Source organism: Enterococcus sp. CSURQ0835, assembly GCF_902706605.1.
In the GTDB taxonomy this organism is placed as follows: Bacteria; Bacillota; Bacilli; order Lactobacillales; family Enterococcaceae; genus Enterococcus_A.
On record NZ_CACSLH010000040.1, the window covers coordinates 1 to 22060 of the forward strand.

Below are 22060 nucleotides of genomic sequence, written 5' to 3' on the forward strand. Positions count from 1 at the left end.
TATCTGCATCTGAGTCGGCGTCGCTATCCGCATCTGAGTCGGCATCTGAATCTGCGTCACTATCTGCATCTGAATCAGCGTCTGAGTCGGCATCGCTATCTGCATCTGAGTCGGCGTCGCTATCCGCATCTGAATCGGCGTCTGAGTCGGCATCGCTGTCCGCATCTGAGTCAGCGTCTGAATCCGCATCGCTATCTGCATCTGAGTCGGCGTCTGAGTCAGCGTCGCTATCTGCATCTGAGTCGGCGTCTGAGTCAGCGTCTGAATCCGCATCGCTATCTGCATCACTATCCGCATCTGAGTCGGCATCTGAATCAGCATCGCTATCTGCATCTGAGTCGGCATCGCTATCTGCATCTGAGTCAGCATCTGAGTCGGCGTCGCTATCCGCATCTGAGTCCGCATCTGAATCGGCGTCGCTATCTGCATCTGAGTCGGCATCTGAATCCGCATCGCTATCTGCATCTGAATCGGCGTCGCTATCCGCATCTGAATCCGCATCTGAGTCAGCGTCTGAATCCGCATCGCTATCTGCGTCTGAATCCGCGTCTGAGTCAGCGTCTGAATCCGCATCACTATCTGCATCTGAATCAGCGTCTGAGTCGGCATCGCTATCTGCATCTGAGTCGGCGTCGCTATCCGCATCTGAATCCGCATCTGAGTCAGCGTCTGAATCGGCGTCGCTATCCGCATCTGAGTCCGCATCGCTATCTGCATCTGAATCAGCATCGCTATCTGCGTCTGAGTCGGCATCTGAGTCAGCGTCTGAATCGGCGTCGCTATCCGCATCTGAGTCGGCATCACTATCGGCATCCGTGTCTGAGTCAGCATCACTATCCGCGTCCGTATCACTATCTGCATCCGAATCGGCATCTGAATCAGCATCGCTATCTGCATCTGAATCTGTATCTGAATCTGAATCAGAGTCCCCTTCATCAGGTTGTCCATCATGATTCTTATCATCATCAAAGACAAAGACTACTTTATTGTCTTGTAATGGATCACCTTTTGAATCGCGAACTGTATCGCCATCAACAGTAACTGCTTCACCATTTGGATTTTGTGCCACGTAGTTTTGGACTTCACCAGGTTCTACATTGACTGTTGCGCCATTTGGTGTATCAGTGATCGTCTTCGTACCAATTACATTACCAGCTTTATCTTGCATTTCAACAATGATGTCAGCTGTTTTTTCAATGTTGATTTGACCAGTTACGTTGTTCAATTGATCATCTGTTACGTTCATACCGTTACGAGCAGCAGAGTCACGAACTTTCGTTTTACCTGCATCACTTAAATGATACGTATAAGTTCCAACTTTAGAAGCATTGTTATCAACGATCATATCTTCTGAATCCAGTTGGACATCAGTTGACGTATTACCAGTATTCACACTAACAGTGACTTTTGCTTTATTTGCTTGTGGTAATTTATCGGCTGTTTGTGCATCGTAATATTTTGTAGCATTGTTTCCAGCAACTTTATCTGCATCTAAGTAAGTATCAATAATCGTAAATTGACCATTGTAAGCTTTATCATCTGCTTGAGGTGCTGTTACATTTCCTTTAAGCGTTGGATCAGCATCGATTGCTGCTTGGATCGCATCGATCCCTTTTTGATTTACTTTGAAATCATATTGACCTGCTTTGTTTGAATCACCTTTCGCAAAATCAACCATATCATTTGTTAATTCAACGACTTTAGTCTTATCTGAACCAGGAACGTTGATTGTGAAGTAAGGTTTGTTTGCTGTTCCATCAAATTGGTTTGCATTTGTCTTACCATCATAGTTCATCGAACCATCAGTTAATGTTCCTGTTGCAGCAGCTTTGTTGATTGTAACGTTACCTGTTGCATCAGCATTTGAGACACTATAAGATTTTTTGTTCATTTTATTATACGTTGCTAATTGGTCTTGGACTTTTTGCAAGCCATTACCAGTCAAACGATACGTATAGGTTCCAGCTTTAGCTGAAGAATCGCCAACTACTTCAAAATCATCTGAAGTTAATTGAATTGGTAATGTTTTGCCGTCTTTACCTAATTGCAAGACAACTTGTGGTGCTTTTTCACCGCTCTTGAAGGTGTGATATTCTGGTGTTGTATTATCCCAGTTATAGTTTGAGTCACCTAATGTAACGGTAGCATCTTCGTCAGCACTTTGGTCTTTCGTATACGTGAAATTAAGTGTGATCGTATTGACACCATCAACTTTTGTAGCAGCCTTCCGATCTAAGCCGATCTCTGTGACATTTGGAGTCCAACCATTGATCGTTGGTGCCGCAAATTTTTGTGAAGTGTCGCCGTCTTTAATGACATAATAACGATAAGCATCCGTTCCTGTTTGTGGAAACTTATCAGCCGGTTGACCATCTGCAGGTGCGACTTTGGCGATTACTTTCACCATGTCTTTGGCTGCATTGTTGAAACCATCTGTAAAGGCTTGACCAGTTACTTGACCTGCAGGATTTTGAATCCGAGCAGTTTCATCATAATGACCTGATAAGCCATCTGGATCACTACTTTTATCAACACCTGGCAAGATCCCAGTTTTCTTGAAGTCATCACTAGTTGATTGACGATTGAATTCTGTTGCCCCAGCAGCATAAGCTTTGTTGGCAATGTCTGCTTCATTGTTGTAGATTCCGATATAAACTTGTTTCAATAATTTATCGATTTGACCTTCTTGGCCTTCAACTTGGGCAGAACCTTTTAATTTATCGGCATTCCCTGTTTTAACAGCTTCATCTGTAGCTGAAGTAACATGAGCAACTTTCCCAGCTAATTGTGCTTTTGTTGGATCTGTTGCATTTTCATGTGATTGGTTATCCGCATCTTTGATTGCTTCTCGTGCAACATTAGTCGTACTCAAGTAGTTCCAAACTTTTTCATAGTCCGTTAGTTTGTAAGACGTACCTGATGATGGATTGACCCAAGTTGGGGTTGTTCCAATATTGATTGGATCTTTCGTGAAATCGCTGACCGCTTGTTCGATCGCACCATATTCAGCATTGTACATTTGACGCAATGTATTGACTGCAAATTGTTTATCTGGTTGATATTTATTATCTGGGTCATTAATACTGCTCTTCGTATTGTTCAATAAATCTTTATAATCATTTTCATTTAAAAGACTCTTGTCATACAGCATTTTAAGGAAATCAGCATCTGTCATCCCTTGTACGCTTTTATCTTGTAAAAGTGCATTATCAGAAGCCAATTTAATGATATTTGGCGCAACTTTATTGGCAAATGCATACCCAATCGCTTGAGCTAATTGGCTATTTTTAACCGTTTGTCCTTCATTAGCAATTGAAATGTTATCGTTGCCTTTGTTCCAGCCTTTGATTCCATTTTGAATCGCCGCCATATCTTCTTTTGAGATTGGTTGACCAGACATATATTGTTTGATCAATAAATCCATCCCTTTAGAAGCGTTCGCTACAACGGATTGTTTGATCGCTGAAGCAAGATCTTGATATAATTGTGTGGCAACTTCAGATTTTGCACCATTGCTCAACCCAAAGATATTAGCTAAAGAAGCAAGTGAACTATTCAATTGCAAGGCATCATATAATGTATCCGGCATATCGATTGCTTGTTTACCAGTGAAAAGATTGCCATCACCTTGAATCAAACCAATTGATTGTGCTTGGTGGAAGGCTTGATACATAATGACGTTTTGGATCGTAGGTAAAACTAATTTGATCAAACCATTGATACTGTTAGCAGTGTTTGCAGTGATATCATTGACATCTTTGCTTACACCAGCTTTTGTTTGATCTTTATACTGGAAGATATTTGCATTTTTACTGATGACATCCGTTGCAGGTAAAATATCTTTATGCAAGACTAATTGGGAAGCCGCATTGACTGCTTTAACGATTGCGTCCCAACTTTCGCTAACTGCTACGCTAGCACCTTTCCCAACTACTTTCAAAGCATCACTAATAGCTTTCCCGATATTGAATCCACCTGCAGCTGGGTCAAAGTCATTTGGATTATAAGCAACTGAACTTGCTAATTGATCCGAATTTGCAGTGGCTTGGGTTGCGATTTGATTGAAGTGATTCTTCAAGGCATTATGCCAGTCAACTAAAACTTGTGTATATCCTGATTGGAATTCTTTTAAATTAGCTTGATATTTCCCAATAAATGGTTGCAAGCCATATTTTCCATCAAGACCTTTACCAAATTTAGTTCCCTCTTTAATTTGAGTAGCAGATTCAAGGCCGTGACCTGCATTCATATTGATATAAAGTTTATCCGCTGTGATCTTACCAGCTAAATAATCTTCGACTTTCATATAGTAATCAGAGATTTTATCTAAGTTATTATAATTAAAATCCCCATTTTGTTGGTTTATATTCAATAAAGCTAATTGTTGTCCATAAAGATAAGAATCCGTATGTTGAACCGTAGCAGCTACTCGTGCCACATGTTGTTGGATCCCTGTTTTTTCAAAATCTTTTTTTGCTTGTGCTAGTGCTGCTTGGAATTCTTCATCAGAAACATTGTAAAGCGTCACGTAACGAATTTGTTCACCATTGATAGTTTTCATTTCTTCGATCCGGTTTTGATCAACTGGAATATCAGTTGCTTCCGCTTTTTGTTCAACCGTTCCAGCAATGGGTGCGATAGCTTCATTTTCTGGTAAAGTCGTTACTTGTTCTTCTGATTGAGTTGGTACAGCTGCCATTGGTTCTTCTTTGCTAGCAGGTGTTTCTGTTTTAACAGCTTCATCAGTGACTGTCGTAGATTTTTCTGTTGTATTTTCAGCCGGTGTTTCTTTAGATGAAGTCGTGGTACCTTCTTCTTTAGTGGCTGTGGTAGAAGTAGACGTCATGCCTTCTTTACTAGTAGAAGTTGGCGTTTCTTCTTTAGTTGTTGTTTCATTTGTTACAGATTGATTGTGGTTTGTAGTAGATTCTGTAACGTTTTCTGGATTAGCTTGCGCTGTGGTAGAAGCTGTTGTATTATGATCTTGCTTATCATTTACGATAGAATTCGTGGTAGATTCTGTCGTTTGAGATTGTTCAGTTTGACTTGGCACGACTTGTTCGTTGGTAGCGGCAGTCGTGTTATTTTTTTGTGCTTGAGTCGGTGCTGTTTGTTCAGTTACCGTCCCAGCATGAGTTGCGTGTGATTGCGTAGTCGTTTGTTCCGTACTTGGTGTTTCTGGTACGATTGGATCTGCTACACTTGGAACTGTTGGTTTGACCGTACTTTGTTCCGTTGAAGTCGTTTGACTTGGAGCAACTGTACTTGGTTCTGTCCAAGTTCCCGTTTGAGCAGTATTAGATTCGACTGTGCTTTGTTGTGTTGCCGTAGTTGATTGAACACTTTGTTGCGTTGCGGTTTGGTTTTCTTGCCAAGTGGTAGTTGGCGTTACCGCTTCAGTTACAGTCGTACTTTCAGTAGCCGGTGTAACTTCATTGGCTGGAGCAGTTGTAGTTTGGTTATAAGTTGTTTCAGCAGTTGGCGTAGTGACTTCTGGTTGTGCTTGTGAAGTTGCTGTAGTAGTTTCAAGTGCAGTTGTAGCTTCAGTGACAGGCATTGAAGTCCCAGCCAAACTGTTTAATGTGTTCATACTTTCTGACATGTATGGACTGGCGAGACTATCTGTGGTGGTACTTGATTCTCCGTTAACATCGTCGACTGCGGTATCAGCGGATACGTCCATAGTTCCAAGACTCATTGAAACCATTCCGAACGATAGTAGGTACAACATTGAGAAGACCCAGTTTTTACCTTTTTTCTTCATCTTGTAGTGAAGATCTTTCCGTTCTGTGTTTCTCAAGGGGTTGTTCTTACCATATTTTCCCATTAGTGTATCCTCTCCTTAATGTTTTAAAAATCAAACGCGGAATGCTTTTGCGTTCGTGTCCCTTACGACTAAAAACATTATAGCCAGCCCTGGTAGAATTTTTACATCACGTTTTTAATCCAAAGTCGGATTTTTTGAGATTAATAATCTAATTTGAATTAATCAATTTAACTTGATTTTTCATTTTTATACTGATTTACATGAAATGAAAAGTAATTTCAGCCCCCTTTTTTCATTTTCATTATCTTTTTTAGTTTCCAGTGCACAAAAATAAGAATTTCCCCTTTCTAAGGTTGAATACAATCGGTTGCTTTGATTTAATAAAATAACTTGATTTATGATTGAAAAACTTTTCTTTTTTCCGTCATAATTTTTTCACATCTCATAAAGACCTTGATTTAACAGGGCTTTATGATTATTACGTGCAACAAAAAAAGCGGCCGCAGCCGCTTTTTTTCATTTTCTAAGCTAAATAAATGGCATAAAACATCAAAAGTGCTCCCGCCATGACAAACAAATGCCAGACAACATGCATGAACTTTTTATGCTTCATACTGTAAAAAACAGAACCTAACGAATAAGTAATCCCACCAGCTACTAATAAGAGCAACCCTTTAAGTCCGAGATTTTGATAGAGATTCGGCAGAGCAATCACCACGCCCCACCCCATGATATTATATAAAATCGTCGACAACTTGGAGACACTTGTTTGATGGACGAGCGTCAGACTTTTATAAATGATCCCAATTACTGCACTGACCCAAATGACTGTTAGTAAAATGATTCCTAACTTTCCACGGATCGCAAGTAAACAAAACGGAGTATATGTCCCAGCGATCAACAAATAGATCGAACAATGATCAAAAACTTGTAAAACTTTTTTAGCTTTGGTGAAGATCAAGCTGTGATATAAAGTCGAAGCTAAAAACAAAAGTAACAAACTGATCCCATACACGATATAAGCTGCATAACTCAATGCGTCGTTAGCCTTTTGCATCAAAAAAATGAAACCCACGATACTCAAGACCACACCAATACCATGCGTCACCGCATTCAGCACTTCATTGGTAATTTGATATTTCTTACTCATCTTTGTATCCATTCGATCACCTCACAAAAAAGCTTAACATAATTATTCATATAGTTCAATCTAGTTAGATAAACCAGCTAATTATTTATCCTAAAATCAAACCCTCAGCTGCAAGTCGGTACCCGTAAATTGGTTGTTGCTCACCGTAAAATAAAAAAGCTTCTTTATGGGCATTCAAAAAAAGGACGAGTTGATTGACGGTCAATTGTTCATTCGGATCAAAAACAAGCCATACTTGATCATTTTCGAATTCTAATTTCAATTGATTGGTCAATTTTTGATCGTGTTCCACATAGATATATCGAAATGCGGATAACTCTCGTAATGGTCCTTCCGCATCAATCTTCAATGCCGCTAAAAATTCTTTTCCCCGCATCTTGATCCCTCACTTTCCTACTATTATATAGTAGGAAAAAATAGCCGCCAAGTCAGAAGCCTATTTGAAGATAAGCTAGTCTTGGCGTCAGTTACTTAAAAAAGGCAACTCGTTGATTCAAGTTGCCTCGGCTTTAAAACAAATTCAATTTTTCAATTCGAGCCACAGCTTCCACGAGCTGATCTTTTTCGACTGTTAGTCCGATGCGAACAAACCCTTCGCCTTGTTCTCCAAAACCATTTCCACTTGCAACCGCTACGTGGGCTTCATCTAATAATAAATCCGCAAATTGTTCACTCGTATAGCCTGCAGGAACCGGCATCCACGCATAAAAAGCTCCGCAACTTGGATAAGCTTGCCAGCCGATTTTTTCTGCAGCGGTGACAAAAGCTCTGCGTCGTTCATTGTATAAGTTGACTAGTTCTGTGATCCCATTTTGTTTTTCAGTCAGTGCCGCTACACCCGCTGCTTGTAAAGCCGGAAAAATCCCTACAAACAAATGGTCTTGAATCAAATTAAGTGCTTCGATCATTTCTTTATTTCCCGCAGCAAATGCAACCCGCCAGCCTGCCATGTTAAAACTTTTCGAAAGTGTGTAGAGTTCAATCCCCACATCTTTAGCTCCAGGAGTTTGTAAAAAGCTACGCGGTTTAGTTTTACCATCTCCCAAAGCTCCATAAGCAAAATCATGCACGACATTCACTTGATGTTGCTTAGCTCTTGCCACCGTCTCGGCAAAAAATTCGGCCGTTGCTTGGGCACCTGTCGGATTGTTAGGATAATTCAAATACAATAATTTTCCTGTTTCAAAGCGACTTTGCGGCCAATTTTTGTAATCTGGCAAATAATTATTTTCTGGTTTTAAACTGAACAATTCTTTTTTAACGCGAGCTAGCGCTACCCCTGACAGATAATCAGGGTAACCCGGATCAGGCAGCAATAACGTTTCACCTGGATTCAACCACGCAAGCGGTAATTCCACTAACCCGATTTTTGATCCTCCTAAGACAGCGATCTCAGTTTCAGGATCAAGCGTCACGCCATACTCACGCGCATAAAAATCTGCGGCTGCTTGCTTATAGGGCTGATTGCCACGAAATTGCGAATATTTATGATTCGCTGGGTCCGCAAGTGCTCGCTGAGTCGCTTTCACAATAAAATCTGGTGTTGGCCGATCTGGATTTCCTTGTCCGAGATTGATCACATCATAACCAGCCGCGATTTTTTGATTGACTTTTTTGACTAATGACGCAAAAAACTGCGCCGGCAATTGTTGTAAGATTTCTGATTGAGGCATATTATTCCTCTCCTTTTCAAAAAAGCCGAACTGCTACGTCCAGCTTCACGCATTTAATAAAGTTCTGGGCGTCGATCATGGATCACTGGGATCTCACCGCGGACTGTTGCTAATTGAGTAAAATCAAGTTCGACGGTTCCGATCTCAGGTGCCTCACCTAATTCTAAAATGATCTCCCCCAACGGATCGACCACGAGCGAATGACCGGCAAATTGATTGTTGGGATCACTGCCTACTCGATTGACCCCGACAACAAAGGCTTGATTTTCGATTGCTCGAGCTTGCAGTAATTTTTTCCAAGCATCTAATCGTTGTTTGGGCCACTGTGCCGGGATCACAAATAGATCAGTCCCGCCACTTGCTTGTCTACGAAACCATTCGGGAAACCGTAAATCATAACAGATCACAGTGGAGACGCGTTGCTGCTGGATGGCAACGGTCAACGATTTAGCTCCTGCAGCCAAATACTGATCTTCTTTCATCAAGCCAAACAAATGAACTTTATCATATTGCCCCAACAATTCTCCAGTTGGAGCAAAACTGTAGCTAGTATTGAAAAATTGTGTTCCTGACTTACGTGCGATCGAACCTGCTACTAAAAAGATTTCCTGTTCTCGAGCAAGTTTTGCAAACAACGCTTGAGTCTCTAACCCATCAGTATCAGCAATTTGTTCTAACCGAGTCAGATCGTACCCGGTATTTAGCATCTCAGGCAAGACCACTAGTTGCCCGGGCGTGAATGTTTGTTGTTGAAATACTTCACGAATCTGTTTGAAATTTGCAACTGGATTACCAAACACGATATCTAACTGCAATAAACTGACTTTCATTTTTTCACCTCATTTGACTAGCTTGGATCTGAGCAAACTTAATTTCGATCCAAACTTTTAGCGATCACATTGCCTAGTGATTGAACGATTTGGACTAAAATGATCAGTAATACGATCGTGCCGTACATCACACCAGGTTCATTTCGCAAAAAACCATATTGATACGCAATACTTCCAAGACCGCCGGCACCGACTAAACCAGCCATCGCCGTTGCCCCGATCAACCCGATCATCGCGATCGTCAATCCACGAATGATCCCACCACGCGCTTCCCGCAATAAGACAGTTTTGACGATATTCCCATTACTGATCCCCATCGATTGATACGCTTCGATCACACCTTGGTCCACTTCTAATAACGACGTTTCTACTAGTCGGGCTAAATAAGGTGCCGTATAAACGATTAATGGTAAGATCACACCGCGAACACCGATCGTTGTCCCCACGATGAATTTCGTTATCGGTAAGATCAAGAACAGCATGATAATAAAAGGTAATGAGCGCAATACATTGATGATGCCATTTAACACTGAATATAAACCTGGATTGCTATTCAATCCATTGGGGCGTGATAACACTAAGAAGACACCTAGGGGGATTCCGATCACGATGGAAATCCCTAATCCAGCAGCCACCATGACTAAGGTCTGACCTAATCCTTCTATTATAACGGCTCCCCACTGACTCCAAAATGCAGCCATTTAGACCACCTCCTCGATAAAGATTCCTTGTGACGTGATGTATCGTTTAGCAGCTTCAAAATCTTGCTGACTGCCTCCCGCAAGTTCCACCAGCAAGCGACCGTGACGCTGCTCTTTTAAATAGCTGATATTCCCGCTCAAAATATTAGGTACTAGCGGATAGTCTTTTGCCACGCGCGACAAAACGGGTTCCGTCGCTTCGCTCCCAATAAATTGCAAGCGAACTAAACGACCGGTCTTTTTATATGTTGCTAAGACTTCAGCTGGAACATCGTAATTTTCATTTGCTCCGATAAAACGCTTTGTCGTCGTTTCTTGCGGTGTTGTAAAAATTTCAATCACAGGACCTTCTTCGATCACTTGACCGGCTTCCATCACTGCTACTCGATCACAAATTCGTTGTACGACTTCGATTTCATGGGTGATCAAAAAAATCGTGATTCCTAATTCTTGATTGATTTTTAGCAACAATTCTAAAATCGATTCAGTCGTTTCCGGATCAAGTGCGCTAGTGGCTTCATCTGACAACAAGATCTCAGGTTCGTGAGCTAAGGCACGAGCGATTGCCACCCGCTGCCGTTGCCCCCCAGATAACTGGGCTGGATAATTATCTTTACGATCGCTTAGACCGACGAGCGCCAAATATTTATCAGCTCGCGCTTGAATCGTTGCTTTATCTACTCCTTCTAATTGCAACGGCTTCGCAATATTTTCATAAACCGTCGCGGTCGACAATAAATTATAGCCTTGAAAAATCATTCCGATTTTACGCCGCTCCAGTAGTAATTCTTTTTTTGACAATTGATTCAAATTTTTACCATTAATCAAAACTTCACCGGTCGTTGGGGGCTCTAAAAAATTGATCATCCGAATCAAAGTAGATTTACCTGCACCAGAATACCCGACAACTCCGAAGATCTCCCCTGGTTTGATTGAAAGCGTAACATTTTTTACGGCTTCAATCCTTCGATTTTTTTGTTGGAACGTTTTAGAGACATTTTTTAATTCAATCATTGGGAAACCTCCTTCCTACTTTAGAATGCCGGAACAACCGAACCCTTGAACCGTTTTTCGATAAATTTCTTCGTTTCAGCCGATTGATAATATTTTTTCAATTCTTTTACGACTTTGTCATCTTTATTTTCTGTTCGAACGACAAAGACATTTGGATATGGATTATTTTTCAATGGTTCATGGTAGATAGAATCTTTATTGATCGTCAGACCCGCACCCATAGCAAAATTCGTATTGATCACAGCAGAAGACAATTCACCTAACTGATTCGGGATCTGAGAAGCTTCCAATTCAACGATCTCAATTTTTTTCGGATTTTCCGCGATATCATTTTTAGTTGCTTTTTCTTCCACGCCTGCTTTCAATTTGATTACACCTGCTTTTTGCAACAGCTTCAAAGCTCGGTATTCATTAGACGGATCATTTGGTACGCCGACTTTATCTCCTGCTTTTAACTCATCCAAACTTTTAATTTTTTTCGAGTAAACACCTAATGGGAACGCCACCGTTTTGAAAACTTTTTGAATCTTATAATTTTTATCTTTGACTTGCTGATCTAAAAACGGAATCGTTTGATAACTATTCGCATCTAAATCACCATCGTTTAGTGCGGTATTAGGTGTGTTGTAATCGTCAAAACTTTTGATCTTGATTTCTAATCCATCTTTTTTAGCTTGTTTGGCAACTTCTTCCATTAATTCTTGATGAGGGCCTGATGTCACACCCACTGTCACTTTTTTAGTATCTAAAGCTTTACCTTCAGCCTTTCCGCAACCTGCTAATAATAAACCGGTTGTTAATGCCAATACTCCTAATGTAATACCTTTACTTAATTTACTCATGTTGTCTTCCTCCTTGGATTGATTTGCTAAAAGAAAAAAGCTCGTCCTTTCTAGTCACTGACTAAAAAGGACGAGCTTGCTCGCGGTACCACCTTTGTTTGTAAAAACCTTGCGATTCTTACCTTCACTAGTACAATCATACTAGAGCGAATGTAACGAGCGCTACCCCGTTAGCGACTACTTATCGCCGCCACCGTTCAAAGGCCATTTTCCAAACATTCAAACTTGCCTGGCTCTCACCTACCCAGACTCTCTTTGAAGCATCCTGTTTGTACTTTCCTTCTCAACACGTTTTCTTTTGCTGTGTTTTTGTTTATGGGAGTATCTTACTCACTTTATTTTCATCTGTCAAGGGTTTTTATTTATTTTTTTCACAGTTGACTTTAATCTTCAGAACATTTAGAATAATAACAATTTATATTTAGGAGATGAAGCCCCATGACTATTGCAAATGAAGTCCGACCCGGCGCGAATCGCTACGTTAGCGGTCAAGGAGTATTGAAAGAACTACCAACTTACTTAAAACAGTTTGAAAAAATCGCCATTGTGACCGGGGAGATTTCTTTTCAAGTATTTAATGACTACTATCAGAAAAAATTAAACTACCCTGTCTTTCATTATGATGGCAGTGCTAGCCGTGAAGATGCTAAACACATCGCCGATCAGATCCAAACAGCCGATTTGATTTTAGCAATTGGTGGCGGCCGCGTTTGCGATACTTCTAAAATGGTAGCAGAAAATTTAGCAGCTGATGTCTTGATCATTCCCACTTTAGCATCTAACTGTGCACCCTTTACTCCAGTTGCTGCCGTTTACCACCCTGATCGCACTTTTCGCGAGATTGGCTATTTCGTTCGTGCTCCTTATTTAACGTTAGTTGATTGGGATTTTCTACTAATTACGCCAAAAGATTATTTAGTCGCTGGAATCGGTGACACTTTAGCTAAATGGTACGAGATCGAAGGTATCACGCGCAATTTAGATGGTGATCATAAGACCGCCTACATCCGTTTAGGAATCACTGCAGCAAAAGAAATTTCTGCTATTTTATTAACCGACTCCAAACAAGCATTAACTGATTTGACACAAAAAAATGTTTCTCCTGCATTTGGTCGCATCGTGGATACCGTGATTGCTCTTGCTGGTGAATCTGGTGGTTTTGCGGCTACTTATGGTCGTTCCGCAGGTGCTCACGCGATCCATGATGGCCTTTCATACTTAACTGAAACGCATGATCAACTTCATGGTAAAAAAGTAGCTTATGGTATCTTAGTTCAGCTAGCGCATACTGGAGATGTAGCTGAAATCAAAAAACTACAACCTTTTTATGAAGCAGTAGGTCTACCGCTGAAACTCCATGAATTAAATGTCACCGACAATTCCCAAACTTATTTAGCTCCTGTGATCAAACACGCCGCAAGCAAAAATGAAACCTTCCGGATGGTTGATCCAGCTATTACGGAAGAAAACGTTTGGCAAGCTGTTCACACCGTCGAAGAGCTGTAAATAAATTTTAAAAAAAGCCCCTCCAAACGATCATAAGCTAAACTTCATTTCATAACACAGAAAAATTTAAACTTCTGATAGAACAAATAAGGTAAACTTTTAAATAATAAAAGTTTACCTTATTTTATTTCCTATCAATACGATGATTAAGGGTCATTTATAGAATAAAAAAAATAAATAACTATACAGTTTACCTTATAAAATAATTCTATTAAAATAAAACTTTTTTATTATTTTCCCTTTTTCAGAAACAAATCTAATTTATATTTTGTCCGACTTATTTTTGGTAACTTCTTTATAGCCGCTAAAACGGCTTTTATTTTCGAACTCTTCTCTCGCTCGTTTTTTTATTGCTCAACAACTTCTTCACTATTATCACTGTTAAAACGCTCATTTTATACCATAAGTAACGCCATTTTTAGCACAAACTGCCTACTATGATGTACCCTTAATTATCAATCCTTTTTGGATACACTTTATAATCCTCCATAATAATTTGAAGTTTACTTTTTCAAACTAATAGTTTACCTTAATTATTATAGATAAAGTAAACTTTAAAACTATAATTAATTGAGGTTTACTTCTTATTGGAGATGGTCTCTATTAATAATTGGAGTATACTTTATTTATAATTTTATACAATTTAAGTTTACTTTATATTGAAAACACATAAAGTAAACCCTAAAGATAAAAAGTTTACTTTTTATCTAGTTGGAATGATTGGAGTTTTTATTAGTTTTGAAGTAAACCTTAATGCTATTAATTGTTATACTGAAACCAGTAATAGTTTAGCCATTTTTGCTGGAACGACCTTGTTTATAGACTATTGTCACTAATTTAAAAATTTATTTTCTAGATATAAAAAGTTTACCTCAATAGTATGGAATAAAAATCATTTATTGAAGTTTACTGCATTATAACATAAAAGGCTAACTGTATTTTTTCATTTAAGGTTTACTTTTTACTTTAAAATAAGTTTTAAAAGTTTACTTTTTATCTTATCATTATATGGTTACCTTTAATTATTCATTTGAGGTTAACTTTTAAAATATAAATTAGTTGATTTAATCTATTTTATCAGTCAATACAGTTTACTTTTTACTGTTTGAAGTTTACTATAAATACCGTTTTATATTTGAGGTCAACTGTATTTATTAGTTTTAAAAGCACCTTTCTTATAAAAATTAATTGAGTTTACTGCATTTAATTCTTTGTTTCATTTACAGGTAACTACAATTGATTTCAGCAATTATTTAAAACCTCCTCTTGATAAATAGCTGTACATTCAATAAAGTACACATGAATTTACAGTTTACTTTATTTTTTAACTTTCTAAAAGGTTTACTTTTATTCCGTCTATAATTTAAGGTTTACTTCAACGATAAATATTTTAAGTTTACTTTTTAAAGTCACCTACATTAGAGGTTAACGTTAAACACTAATTTTATAGTAAACTTTAAATTGCTGATCAATCTTTTTTGTGGTAAACTTTTTTTATATTAATAGAGTAGAGGTATTCATATGACAAAAAAAGCACAGACTTATGTTGTTGGTAATTTTAAAGGCGGGGTAGGGAAATCCACCACCGTTCAAATGCTTTCCTTTGAAAGTGCGTATCATAAAAAACGCAAAACTTTAGTGATTGATTTGGATCCACAAGGTAATACGAGTACGACGTTAGCATTGACGGCAGAAAATTTTGGTAATGCTGATCTACCAACTGAGCCAGACGGTTTTGACAATACGATTTGGGAAGCCGTGCAAAATGAAAATATTATGGATTCAATCTATAATATTTTACCGAATCTGGACTTAATTCCCGCAAATATTTCATTTTCAGATTTTCCTGATTATATGATCGAAAAATTTCCTGGGAATAAATTATTACAATTTCAATATATCGAAAAATTATTTGAACCGTTAAAAGAGATTTATGATGTGATCTATATTGATGTTCCACCAACAATCAGTACGTATTCTAATGCAGCAATGTACGTGGCTGAGTATGTCATCGTCATTTTACAGACTCAAGTGAAGTCCTTAAAAGGGGCACAAAACTACATTGACTATATGAATTTCTTCATTGAACAATATGGGACTGATTTAGAGGTCGTCGGAATCATTCCATTTATGATGCAAAAACGAGACTCCGTTGATCAAGAGATTTATGAAGCAGCTCGCGAGATTTACGGCGATCATCTGCTCCAAACTGTTGTATTGAATCAAAGCCGTTTAAAACGCTATGATGGTTCTGGAATAACTTTTGAGATCAACAAAAATGGTAAGACGGAACAGTGGGATCGCCGTGCACATGAAGTATTCATCAAGGTCCTAGAAGAGATCGATGAACATCGTATCTTGTTGACCGGAGAAGAGTAGGGGAGTGTGATTCATTATGGCTAAAAAAATGAAGCTGAACTCACTGCTTGCTGCTAATCGTAATAAAGGGATCGAAAAAATGTCGGATTACTCCAACAGAGAGAAAGAAAAAGAACAAAAAAAGATCCCTACAGAAACAAAAACGCCCACCGAGCTAAAAAAGAATGCTGCGACACATCTTACACCAGCTAAAACCGTGAAAAAAAATGAACGGACCGCTGCAATGCAACAAGCAAAAGAAACAAATGCCCTTAATTTAGCCCGTGAACAGGCTCATGAAGAAGCTACTCGTATGAAAGACATCGCTTCAGAACATGAAACTAAAAGTGAGCCTCGACAAAAGACCCATCGTCGCGGGCGTCGGCGCCAATACAAAGATCCAAGATTAAAGGCATTAGAGATGCAAAAAATCTCTGCTCGCACAAAAATCCGTTTGCAAAATCTAATCGACTTCAAGTTTGATAATAAAACGATCGATAGTATGATTGATTTTCTTTATACTAGTTATTTTGAACGTGAATTATCCATGGATGACCGAAATTTTCTAACCCAATTAGAAGAAAGTTCTATGGCCGATTACTTGGAAGATCCTAAGTATAAGAAGCTTTTTGAGCAAATCAGGCGAGAACAATCCGGAGAAGATTAGAAAAAGATTAGAAAAATAAACTAAAAAAGTAAACCTTAATTCTGTCATTTAAGAGAATTAGGGTTTACTTTTTATTTTATTTTGAAATTTTAAAGTAAACTTTGAACAATAAAAAGACTATTTAAAAAGTTTACCTCAAAAAAGTTCGTCTTTAAGCCCGATTGTGGATAAAACCGCAAAATCCTTTCTCCCTCAAGGGTTTTATCCACATGTGGATAAAACTACTACTTTTTAATTTCCTTTTTCGCTTAAAAAAAGACAGGTGAGACGCTAAAATTAAAGTTTACTTTTTTGATCTTTTTTTATTAATTGAGGTAAACTTAAACATCTCACCTTTAGTAGGCTAAGGTTTACCTTAAAAAAAGGTGACGCAAAATCGCTTTACAATCAGGTTTGTTTCGCTTATCCTAACAGTGTAAGGCAAGAACGAAAAAAAGAGTTCAAAGATTTGGCGATCTTTAAACTCTCAAGATTTGAGCTAATTTTGGCGAATTAGCAGTCACATAAAAATATTTGGTTTGGTTAGTGAAAATTGGCACTCTCATCTAACTGTTATTTAGTATACTATATTTTTGGGATTTTCTCAATCGTTAATCCTGTGACATTACAAATCTTTTAAAACTTTCGTTACTTGCTGTCCACAACGAAGTTTTAGGAGGTTTTTTTATGTCTACTTTTTTAGAAAATATCATGACTGGGGATAACTTACCGACAGGAAATTATTTACCCCTAGATTTAAATTTAATCAACAACCCACAATACGCGGAGCTATCGATTGAAGCGATGGTACTCCACAGTTTATATACGATGCGGATGTCTTGCAGTCTTTACAATAGTCAAAAGGATGGACAGTGGTTGGATGAGGCTGGCCACCCCTTTATTTATTTTTCAAATGAAGAAGCGGCACAAATTTTACGGGTCTCTGAACGTAAGATCACCACATTACGCAACAATTTAGTTAAAGCTGGATTGATCAAGGTCCTTCGTCATGGCTTAAAAAACTATCGCATCTATGTAGCTAATCCTGCTCAGCCTAAACCTGAGATCCATGTGCAGCTGAACTTTAAAAATTATATTACGACGAAAGAAAAAGTGATCATGACTGGGGAAAAAACTGAACCCGTAGCTGAAGTTCCTTTATCCACAGCCGCAAAATCTGCGAGCACGAGTGCGCAAAATTTGCCGTTAAGTACAGAACAACCTACAGTTCAATTAAAAACAAATCAAACAAGTGAAACACAAACCGCGACTGAATTGACTAACGATCAAGCATTGATTGCTGGGTTAAAAGCGCGCTATGCTCATTTGATTCCAGACCAAGCCTTTAAGCGCTTCTTGCCTTTTTGTAATAATTATAACGAGGTCAAACAGTTTGTTGACACGATCTTTAAAGCTAAATTTGTCAGCAACCAACAATTTTTACAAGCTGGCTTGCCCCCCGAGATGGAAGGCTTGACCTTTGAAAAAAATCCGTATTTTAAAAATGGGCTAGCAGATGCGATCGCTAAAGTTTTAGAACATTTGTATCGCTATGGGACCCAAAAAGTCAAAAATAAAACGGCCTTTTTCTTCTCGTTTATGCGTGGCTATTTTACCGAGTGTACGCGTCGGTATTTATTAGATTATTATGAATTGACGCCGCAATTAGCGCATGTGTTGGAACGTCTAGCACAGGTTCAAGTTGTTAAAAAGCATAAAAATGCTTGTAGAAATGAAAAAATTAGTGAAAATGTCTTTTAAGCTGAATGAGCTTTGGTATAATGTAGCAGAGTCTGTTCAGAGAGGTTTGGTTTATGAATAAATTAAAATTGAATTATTTTGTCTGTAGTGGCGTGATCGGCCTAGTTGTCGGAATCGTGATCGCGGTTTTTATGGGCGTCTTAGAAGTGGCGACTCATTTTTTATGGGATGTTGTCCCCAGTTGGATCGGCAATCCGATTTTTTATCCGCTGTTAGTCTGTGGCATCGGCGGGTTATTGGTAGGTCTAGTTACGCGTAATTTGCGACAGTCGACGCCAGCAGATCCGACGCTTGCTTTACCTGATCCTGCAAAAGTGCCGGCACCAGCCACTCGCAATCAACTTATCAGCGGCTTTTTGATTTTACTTTTTGGAGCTAGTGTTGGTCCAGAAGCGATTTTAGCAGCTGTGATGGTAAGTGTGATGGCGGTTTTGGCTAAGCGCTATCCATTTGTTGAAACTAAGGAAGCAGAGTTAGCTGAATTTAGTATTGGTGCGATGCTCGGAGTTATTTTTGCTGCCCCGTTGTTTGGGATCAGTCGGTCAGCTGAGCAAGCAGATTGGCGCGTTATCACCGCTAGTAAAGTGAGACGCTACGTCTTGTATCTGATTACGATGTTTACTGGTTTTATCGGCTATACGTTAACGTCGACTGTTTTTCCGAATCAAGAACAAGTTTTTGCAATTCGTCGTCTAGCTCCAGAATATACGTGGCAAGGATTGCTGCTCGTGATCCCAACACTAGGTCTAGGTATTTTATTTGGCTTAGGTTTTTCAAAACTCCAAGCAGCTGCAGAAAGTTTCAATCACAAGATCAAAAATCCAGTTCCTTTAGCGATCACGGGTGGTCTGATTTTAGGATTAGCTGGGATGGTGTCGCCATATTTAATTTTCTCCGGCGAACATGGCGTTTTGTCATTTTCACGGGAAGCAGCGACGATGGAGCTGTGGCTATTAGTTGCGATCGGGTTAGGAAAAGTTTTGTTAACGATGGTCTGTCTTGCGTTCAACTGGCGTGGCGGAGTGATCTTTCCGATGATCTTTTCGACCGTAGCAATCGGGTTAGCGTTAAGCCAAGTTTTTCATTATTCACCTGGCTTGATCTTAGTCGTATTCGTTGCCAGCGCGGGAACGGTCATTTTGAAACAACCTTTAGCGACTACATTTTTATTTTTACTGTTGTTCCCATTGAACTTATTTATCTGGTTATTACTAGCAAGTTTTGCCGCGCATTTTTTAATCCAGTACATCAGTCAACAGCGGACAGCAGCTTTGAAACAAAAACGCAAAATGCGCCGAAGTATCAATTGATCAAGTTGTGCCCTGCAAAGGGTGCAGCTTTTTTTGTTTGGCCTACTTAGTTGAAGAAATTATTTTCAATCAGTTAAGCAATGGAAAATGGAAGAAAAATTAGAATAATACGTGGAATAAAATAATTTTTTCTCTCTAAATCTAATCTTTTGTCAGTAATAAATAAAAAAAGATTGAATTTAGCATAGGATATCTTTTATAAAAATGAATGATTCATGTTATTCTAATAGTAGTAGGATTTGGGAGGGGGGGACTTGCTATGGAAATTTCGCAGTTATTAGAACGTAGCAAGCAGCGGCAAGTTCAAATTATTTATTTATTATTAGAAAGAAATGGCAGTGCAACGATTAAAGAGATCGCCGAACACTTGAATGCGTATCGGAATACGATCAAAGAAGATATTGAATGTTTACAGTTAGTTTTTTCCACGTTCAATCACCAAGTCGAATTGGAAAACAATGATGGGGTCATCACTTTAGAAACTTTTGGGAAGATCTCAAATCTTGAAGTGTTTTATTACTTTGTCGAAAATTCGACTTATTATCAGATCTTGATGTGGTTATTGGATTATGGTCGGTTTGATATCCAATCATTGGCGATGAAATTGACGATCAGTGAAGCGACATTGTCTCGGCGGATCAAAGGATTGAATGAATTGTTAGCTGAGTTTGATTTAAAAATCAAAAATGGGATCTTAGTTGGCAGTGAGTTACAAATTCGCTATTTTTATTTTTTACTTTTATGGTTTGGGCGGCCTTATCATGTCAATCAAGAAAATATCATCGATAAAAGTTCGATCGATTTGATCCAGATTTTAGAAGAGTCACTGGGTTTTCCCTTTACAGAAGACGGCAAGATCAAGTTGAAGATCTGGTTAGTTGTTACGAAAAAGCGGTTAGTCCTTTTTTCTAACGAAGAAGCGACTGAAGAATTTACGGCTAAAGAATATCGTTTTTCAGATAATTTATTTAAAGAACTCTATCGGGTGTTGTCGCTATTTTACAGTCAGTTTGCTTATAATTGGGACTATTCAGAAGCGGTGATGTTTTATTTATTTTTACTGTCGAACTTCACACTTGTAAAAGATAATCCATTGACACATGAATTTATTACGGAAGTGACCCGCAAAAATTATCCCGTTGCTGAAATGAACGCCGAAGTCTTGAAGCTGATTCGGGAGATCGCAGATACGAGTAAGTTTAGTGCCGCGTTTCGTTTTAAAACGATCACCACGTTGTTTCGGTTTCATTATCGCATCTATTACTTTAAAGGAAATTTCACTTTTTTAGGGGCGAGTGGGCTGGACCATCTCCGAGATGATCTGCCAGATGAACGACTAGTGGACGTTTCTGAAGTGATCGTCAAACGGGTGTTGGAACTAGCCAACATTCCGGAATCTGATCGGGCGTACACTGGCTTTTTTTTGGAAGATTATTACTTGTCGTTGATTTATTTAGCGTACCGTGATTTGGAATTCAAACTGAAAGTCGGCTGTGATTTTCCATTTGAGCGGGACACGGCGGATGTGTTCATCGATTATTTAGCGAATCGACTCGATCCGCGTTTGAAAGTTGACATGTTGCCGTATGAAGAAGGCCAAAAATATGATCTGATCGTGACCAACATCCAAAAAAATTATCCGGGCATGTTGCCAGATCAAGTGTATATTTTATTTAGTGTGGAATATAGTTACGATGTTCCCGGCTTGGAAGACTTTTTAGGGCAGCATTATCATGACATCATCCAACAACGAGTCATTAAATAAAAAGCTAGACGCAAAAATGTCGCTGAGATCTTAAGTTAACGGCTGGCTCTCAGGCTAAGCTTGCTGAATGAAGGGAAAGACGATTAGTTTTTCTCATTTGTTCTGCAAGCTTTTTTTCAGTGAACAGTTCAAATAGTTGACCTACAAATTTTTTGAGCGTACAATTACTTGCGCAAGCAATTAACAGGGGGATGATGACTTGGAAAGACCGACTGATTTATACAAATTGTTAGGCAGCCTGACCAAAATGTTACAACAAGAACTGGATCGCTACTTGATCAAATTAGAGATCAACAGTAGCAATTATTATTTTTTGGTCAAATTGAAAACATACGGTCAATTAACGCAGGAACAATTAGTCAGCTTGACGGATTTAAATGCTAGCAACGTGACGCGGGCGCTCCGAAAATTAGAACAGCGCGGGATTGTGCAGCGATTGGATAATCCCAAAGACAAGCGGAGCAATTTATGGAAATTAACGGAAAGGGGAACGGAGCTAGCTTGTGAGATCAACCAGATTTTAGTGAAAGTCGAAAAAAATTTTATGGCATCACTTTCAACAGCAGACCGTCAAGCATTTGTGAAGTTGAGCCAAGTTTTATATCAAAGGACACTAGTGTTGCACAAATAATTTCAGAAAAATCTGAAAACTATATTTCATTCAAAATTGCCCAAAAATCAAATGCTTACGCAGCGGATGACTTTTATTCCAGAAATTGTACGTTTTATTAAACTGA

At 38.8% G+C, this 22060-nt stretch carries 15 protein-coding genes, 1 pseudogene and 1 other annotated feature; of the genes and pseudogenes, 7 read left to right on the plus strand and 9 right to left on the minus strand.

What is annotated here, in order from left to right:
* From GVJ38_RS12520 to GVJ38_RS12555, 9 genes and pseudogenes are all read right to left on the minus strand, one after another.
* Positions 1-5698: MBG domain-containing protein (locus GVJ38_RS12520; RefSeq protein WP_268839989.1), on the minus strand; the 5698-nt coding region annotated here is incomplete at its 3' end.
* 18 nt (positions 5699-5716) lie between these two features.
* Positions 5717-5827 (minus strand): annotated as a pseudogene (locus GVJ38_RS14505) (hypothetical protein); the annotation flags it as partial.
* A 463-nt stretch (positions 5828-6290) separates the two neighbouring features.
* Positions 6291-6929 (minus strand): PAQR family membrane homeostasis protein TrhA, encoded by a 639-nt coding sequence (gene trhA, locus GVJ38_RS12525; RefSeq protein ID WP_159723488.1) that lies wholly within the window; start codon positions 6927-6929, stop codon positions 6291-6293.
* 73 nt (positions 6930-7002) lie between these two features.
* A complete protein-coding gene (locus GVJ38_RS12530) occupies positions 7003-7293 on the minus strand; it encodes a hypothetical protein (protein ID WP_159723489.1) in 291 nt (96 codons plus the stop codon).
* Between the two features lie 133 nt (positions 7294-7426).
* Positions 7427-8590: a pyridoxal phosphate-dependent aminotransferase gene (locus tag GVJ38_RS12535; protein WP_159723490.1), complete on the minus strand. Its 1164-nt coding sequence runs from the start codon at positions 8588-8590 to the stop codon at positions 7427-7429.
* 53 nt (positions 8591-8643) lie between these two features.
* The gene (locus tag GVJ38_RS12540) at positions 8644-9420 is read right to left on the minus strand and encodes a carbon-nitrogen family hydrolase (RefSeq protein ID WP_159723491.1); all 777 of its coding nucleotides are present in this window, start codon (positions 9418-9420) and stop codon (positions 8644-8646) included.
* Between the two features lie 38 nt (positions 9421-9458).
* On the minus strand, positions 9459-10121 hold the full coding sequence (locus tag GVJ38_RS12545; protein ID WP_159723492.1) for a methionine ABC transporter permease: 663 nt from the start codon (positions 10119-10121) through the stop codon (positions 9459-9461).
* Entirely contained in the window at positions 10122-11135 is a 1014-nt protein-coding gene (locus GVJ38_RS12550) for a methionine ABC transporter ATP-binding protein (RefSeq protein ID WP_159723493.1), read from the minus strand. It lies immediately after the preceding gene.
* A gap of 20 nt (positions 11136-11155) precedes the next feature.
* A complete protein-coding gene (locus GVJ38_RS12555; protein ID WP_159723494.1) occupies positions 11156-11977 on the minus strand; it encodes a MetQ/NlpA family ABC transporter substrate-binding protein in 822 nt (273 codons plus the stop codon).
* 63 nt (positions 11978-12040) lie between these two features.
* Positions 12041-12273: a binding site (T-box leader), on the minus strand.
* A gap of 142 nt (positions 12274-12415) precedes the next feature.
* Between GVJ38_RS12555 and GVJ38_RS12560 the strand changes: the two genes are divergently transcribed.
* The 7 genes from GVJ38_RS12560 to GVJ38_RS12590 all read left to right on the plus strand — a co-directional run bounded on the left by GVJ38_RS12560 (position 12416) and on the right by GVJ38_RS12590 (position 21954).
* On the plus strand, positions 12416-13483 hold the full coding sequence (locus tag GVJ38_RS12560) for an iron-containing alcohol dehydrogenase family protein (protein ID WP_159723495.1): 1068 nt from the start codon (positions 12416-12418) through the stop codon (positions 13481-13483).
* A gap of 1521 nt (positions 13484-15004) precedes the next feature.
* On the plus strand, positions 15005-15862 hold the full coding sequence (locus GVJ38_RS12565) for a ParA family protein (protein ID WP_159723496.1): 858 nt from the start codon (positions 15005-15007) through the stop codon (positions 15860-15862).
* Positions 15863-15878: 16 nt separating this feature from the next.
* Positions 15879-16508, plus strand: a complete 630-nt coding sequence (locus GVJ38_RS12570; RefSeq protein WP_159723497.1) for a hypothetical protein — start codon at positions 15879-15881, stop codon at positions 16506-16508.
* 666 nt (positions 16509-17174) lie between these two features.
* Entirely contained in the window at positions 17175-18248 is a 1074-nt protein-coding gene (locus tag GVJ38_RS12575; RefSeq protein ID WP_159723498.1) for a replication initiator protein A, read from the plus strand.
* A gap of 53 nt (positions 18249-18301) precedes the next feature.
* Positions 18302-19558, plus strand: coding sequence for a chloride channel protein (locus GVJ38_RS12580; RefSeq protein WP_159723499.1), 1257 nt, complete (start codon positions 18302-18304; stop codon positions 19556-19558).
* Between the two features lie 259 nt (positions 19559-19817).
* The gene (locus tag GVJ38_RS12585) at positions 19818-21323 is read left to right on the plus strand and encodes a helix-turn-helix domain-containing protein (protein ID WP_159723500.1); all 1506 of its coding nucleotides are present in this window, start codon (positions 19818-19820) and stop codon (positions 21321-21323) included.
* 199 nt (positions 21324-21522) lie between these two features.
* A complete protein-coding gene (locus GVJ38_RS12590; protein WP_159723501.1) occupies positions 21523-21954 on the plus strand; it encodes a MarR family winged helix-turn-helix transcriptional regulator in 432 nt (143 codons plus the stop codon).
* Positions 21955-22060 lie beyond the last annotated feature (106 nt).

What these genes read in the sequence shown, in the direction of transcription:
- trhA (WP_159723488.1), bottom strand. Translation starts at nt 6,929, where the DNA reads ATGGATACAAAGATGAGTAAGAAATATCAAATTACCAATGAAGTGCTG.
- GVJ38_RS12530 (WP_159723489.1), bottom strand. Translation starts at nt 7,293, where the DNA reads ATGCGGGGAAAAGAATTTTTAGCGGCATTGAAGATTGATGCGGAAGGA.
- GVJ38_RS12535 (WP_159723490.1), bottom strand. Translation starts at nt 8,590, where the DNA reads ATGCCTCAATCAGAAATCTTACAACAATTGCCGGCGCAGTTTTTTGCG.
- GVJ38_RS12540 (WP_159723491.1), bottom strand. Translation starts at nt 9,420, where the DNA reads ATGAAAGTCAGTTTATTGCAGTTAGATATCGTGTTTGGTAATCCAGTT.
- GVJ38_RS12545 (WP_159723492.1), bottom strand. Translation starts at nt 10,121, where the DNA reads ATGGCTGCATTTTGGAGTCAGTGGGGAGCCGTTATAATAGAAGGATTA.
- GVJ38_RS12550 (WP_159723493.1), bottom strand. Translation starts at nt 11,135, where the DNA reads ATGATTGAATTAAAAAATGTCTCTAAAACGTTCCAACAAAAAAATCGA.
- GVJ38_RS12555 (WP_159723494.1), bottom strand. Translation starts at nt 11,977, where the DNA reads ATGAGTAAATTAAGTAAAGGTATTACATTAGGAGTATTGGCATTAACA.
- GVJ38_RS12560 (WP_159723495.1), top strand. Translation starts at nt 12,416, where the DNA reads ATGACTATTGCAAATGAAGTCCGACCCGGCGCGAATCGCTACGTTAGC.
- GVJ38_RS12565 (WP_159723496.1), top strand. Translation starts at nt 15,005, where the DNA reads ATGACAAAAAAAGCACAGACTTATGTTGTTGGTAATTTTAAAGGCGGG.
- GVJ38_RS12570 (WP_159723497.1), top strand. Translation starts at nt 15,879, where the DNA reads ATGGCTAAAAAAATGAAGCTGAACTCACTGCTTGCTGCTAATCGTAAT.
- GVJ38_RS12575 (WP_159723498.1), top strand. Translation starts at nt 17,175, where the DNA reads ATGTCTACTTTTTTAGAAAATATCATGACTGGGGATAACTTACCGACA.
- GVJ38_RS12580 (WP_159723499.1), top strand. Translation starts at nt 18,302, where the DNA reads ATGAATAAATTAAAATTGAATTATTTTGTCTGTAGTGGCGTGATCGGC.
- GVJ38_RS12585 (WP_159723500.1), top strand. Translation starts at nt 19,818, where the DNA reads ATGGAAATTTCGCAGTTATTAGAACGTAGCAAGCAGCGGCAAGTTCAA.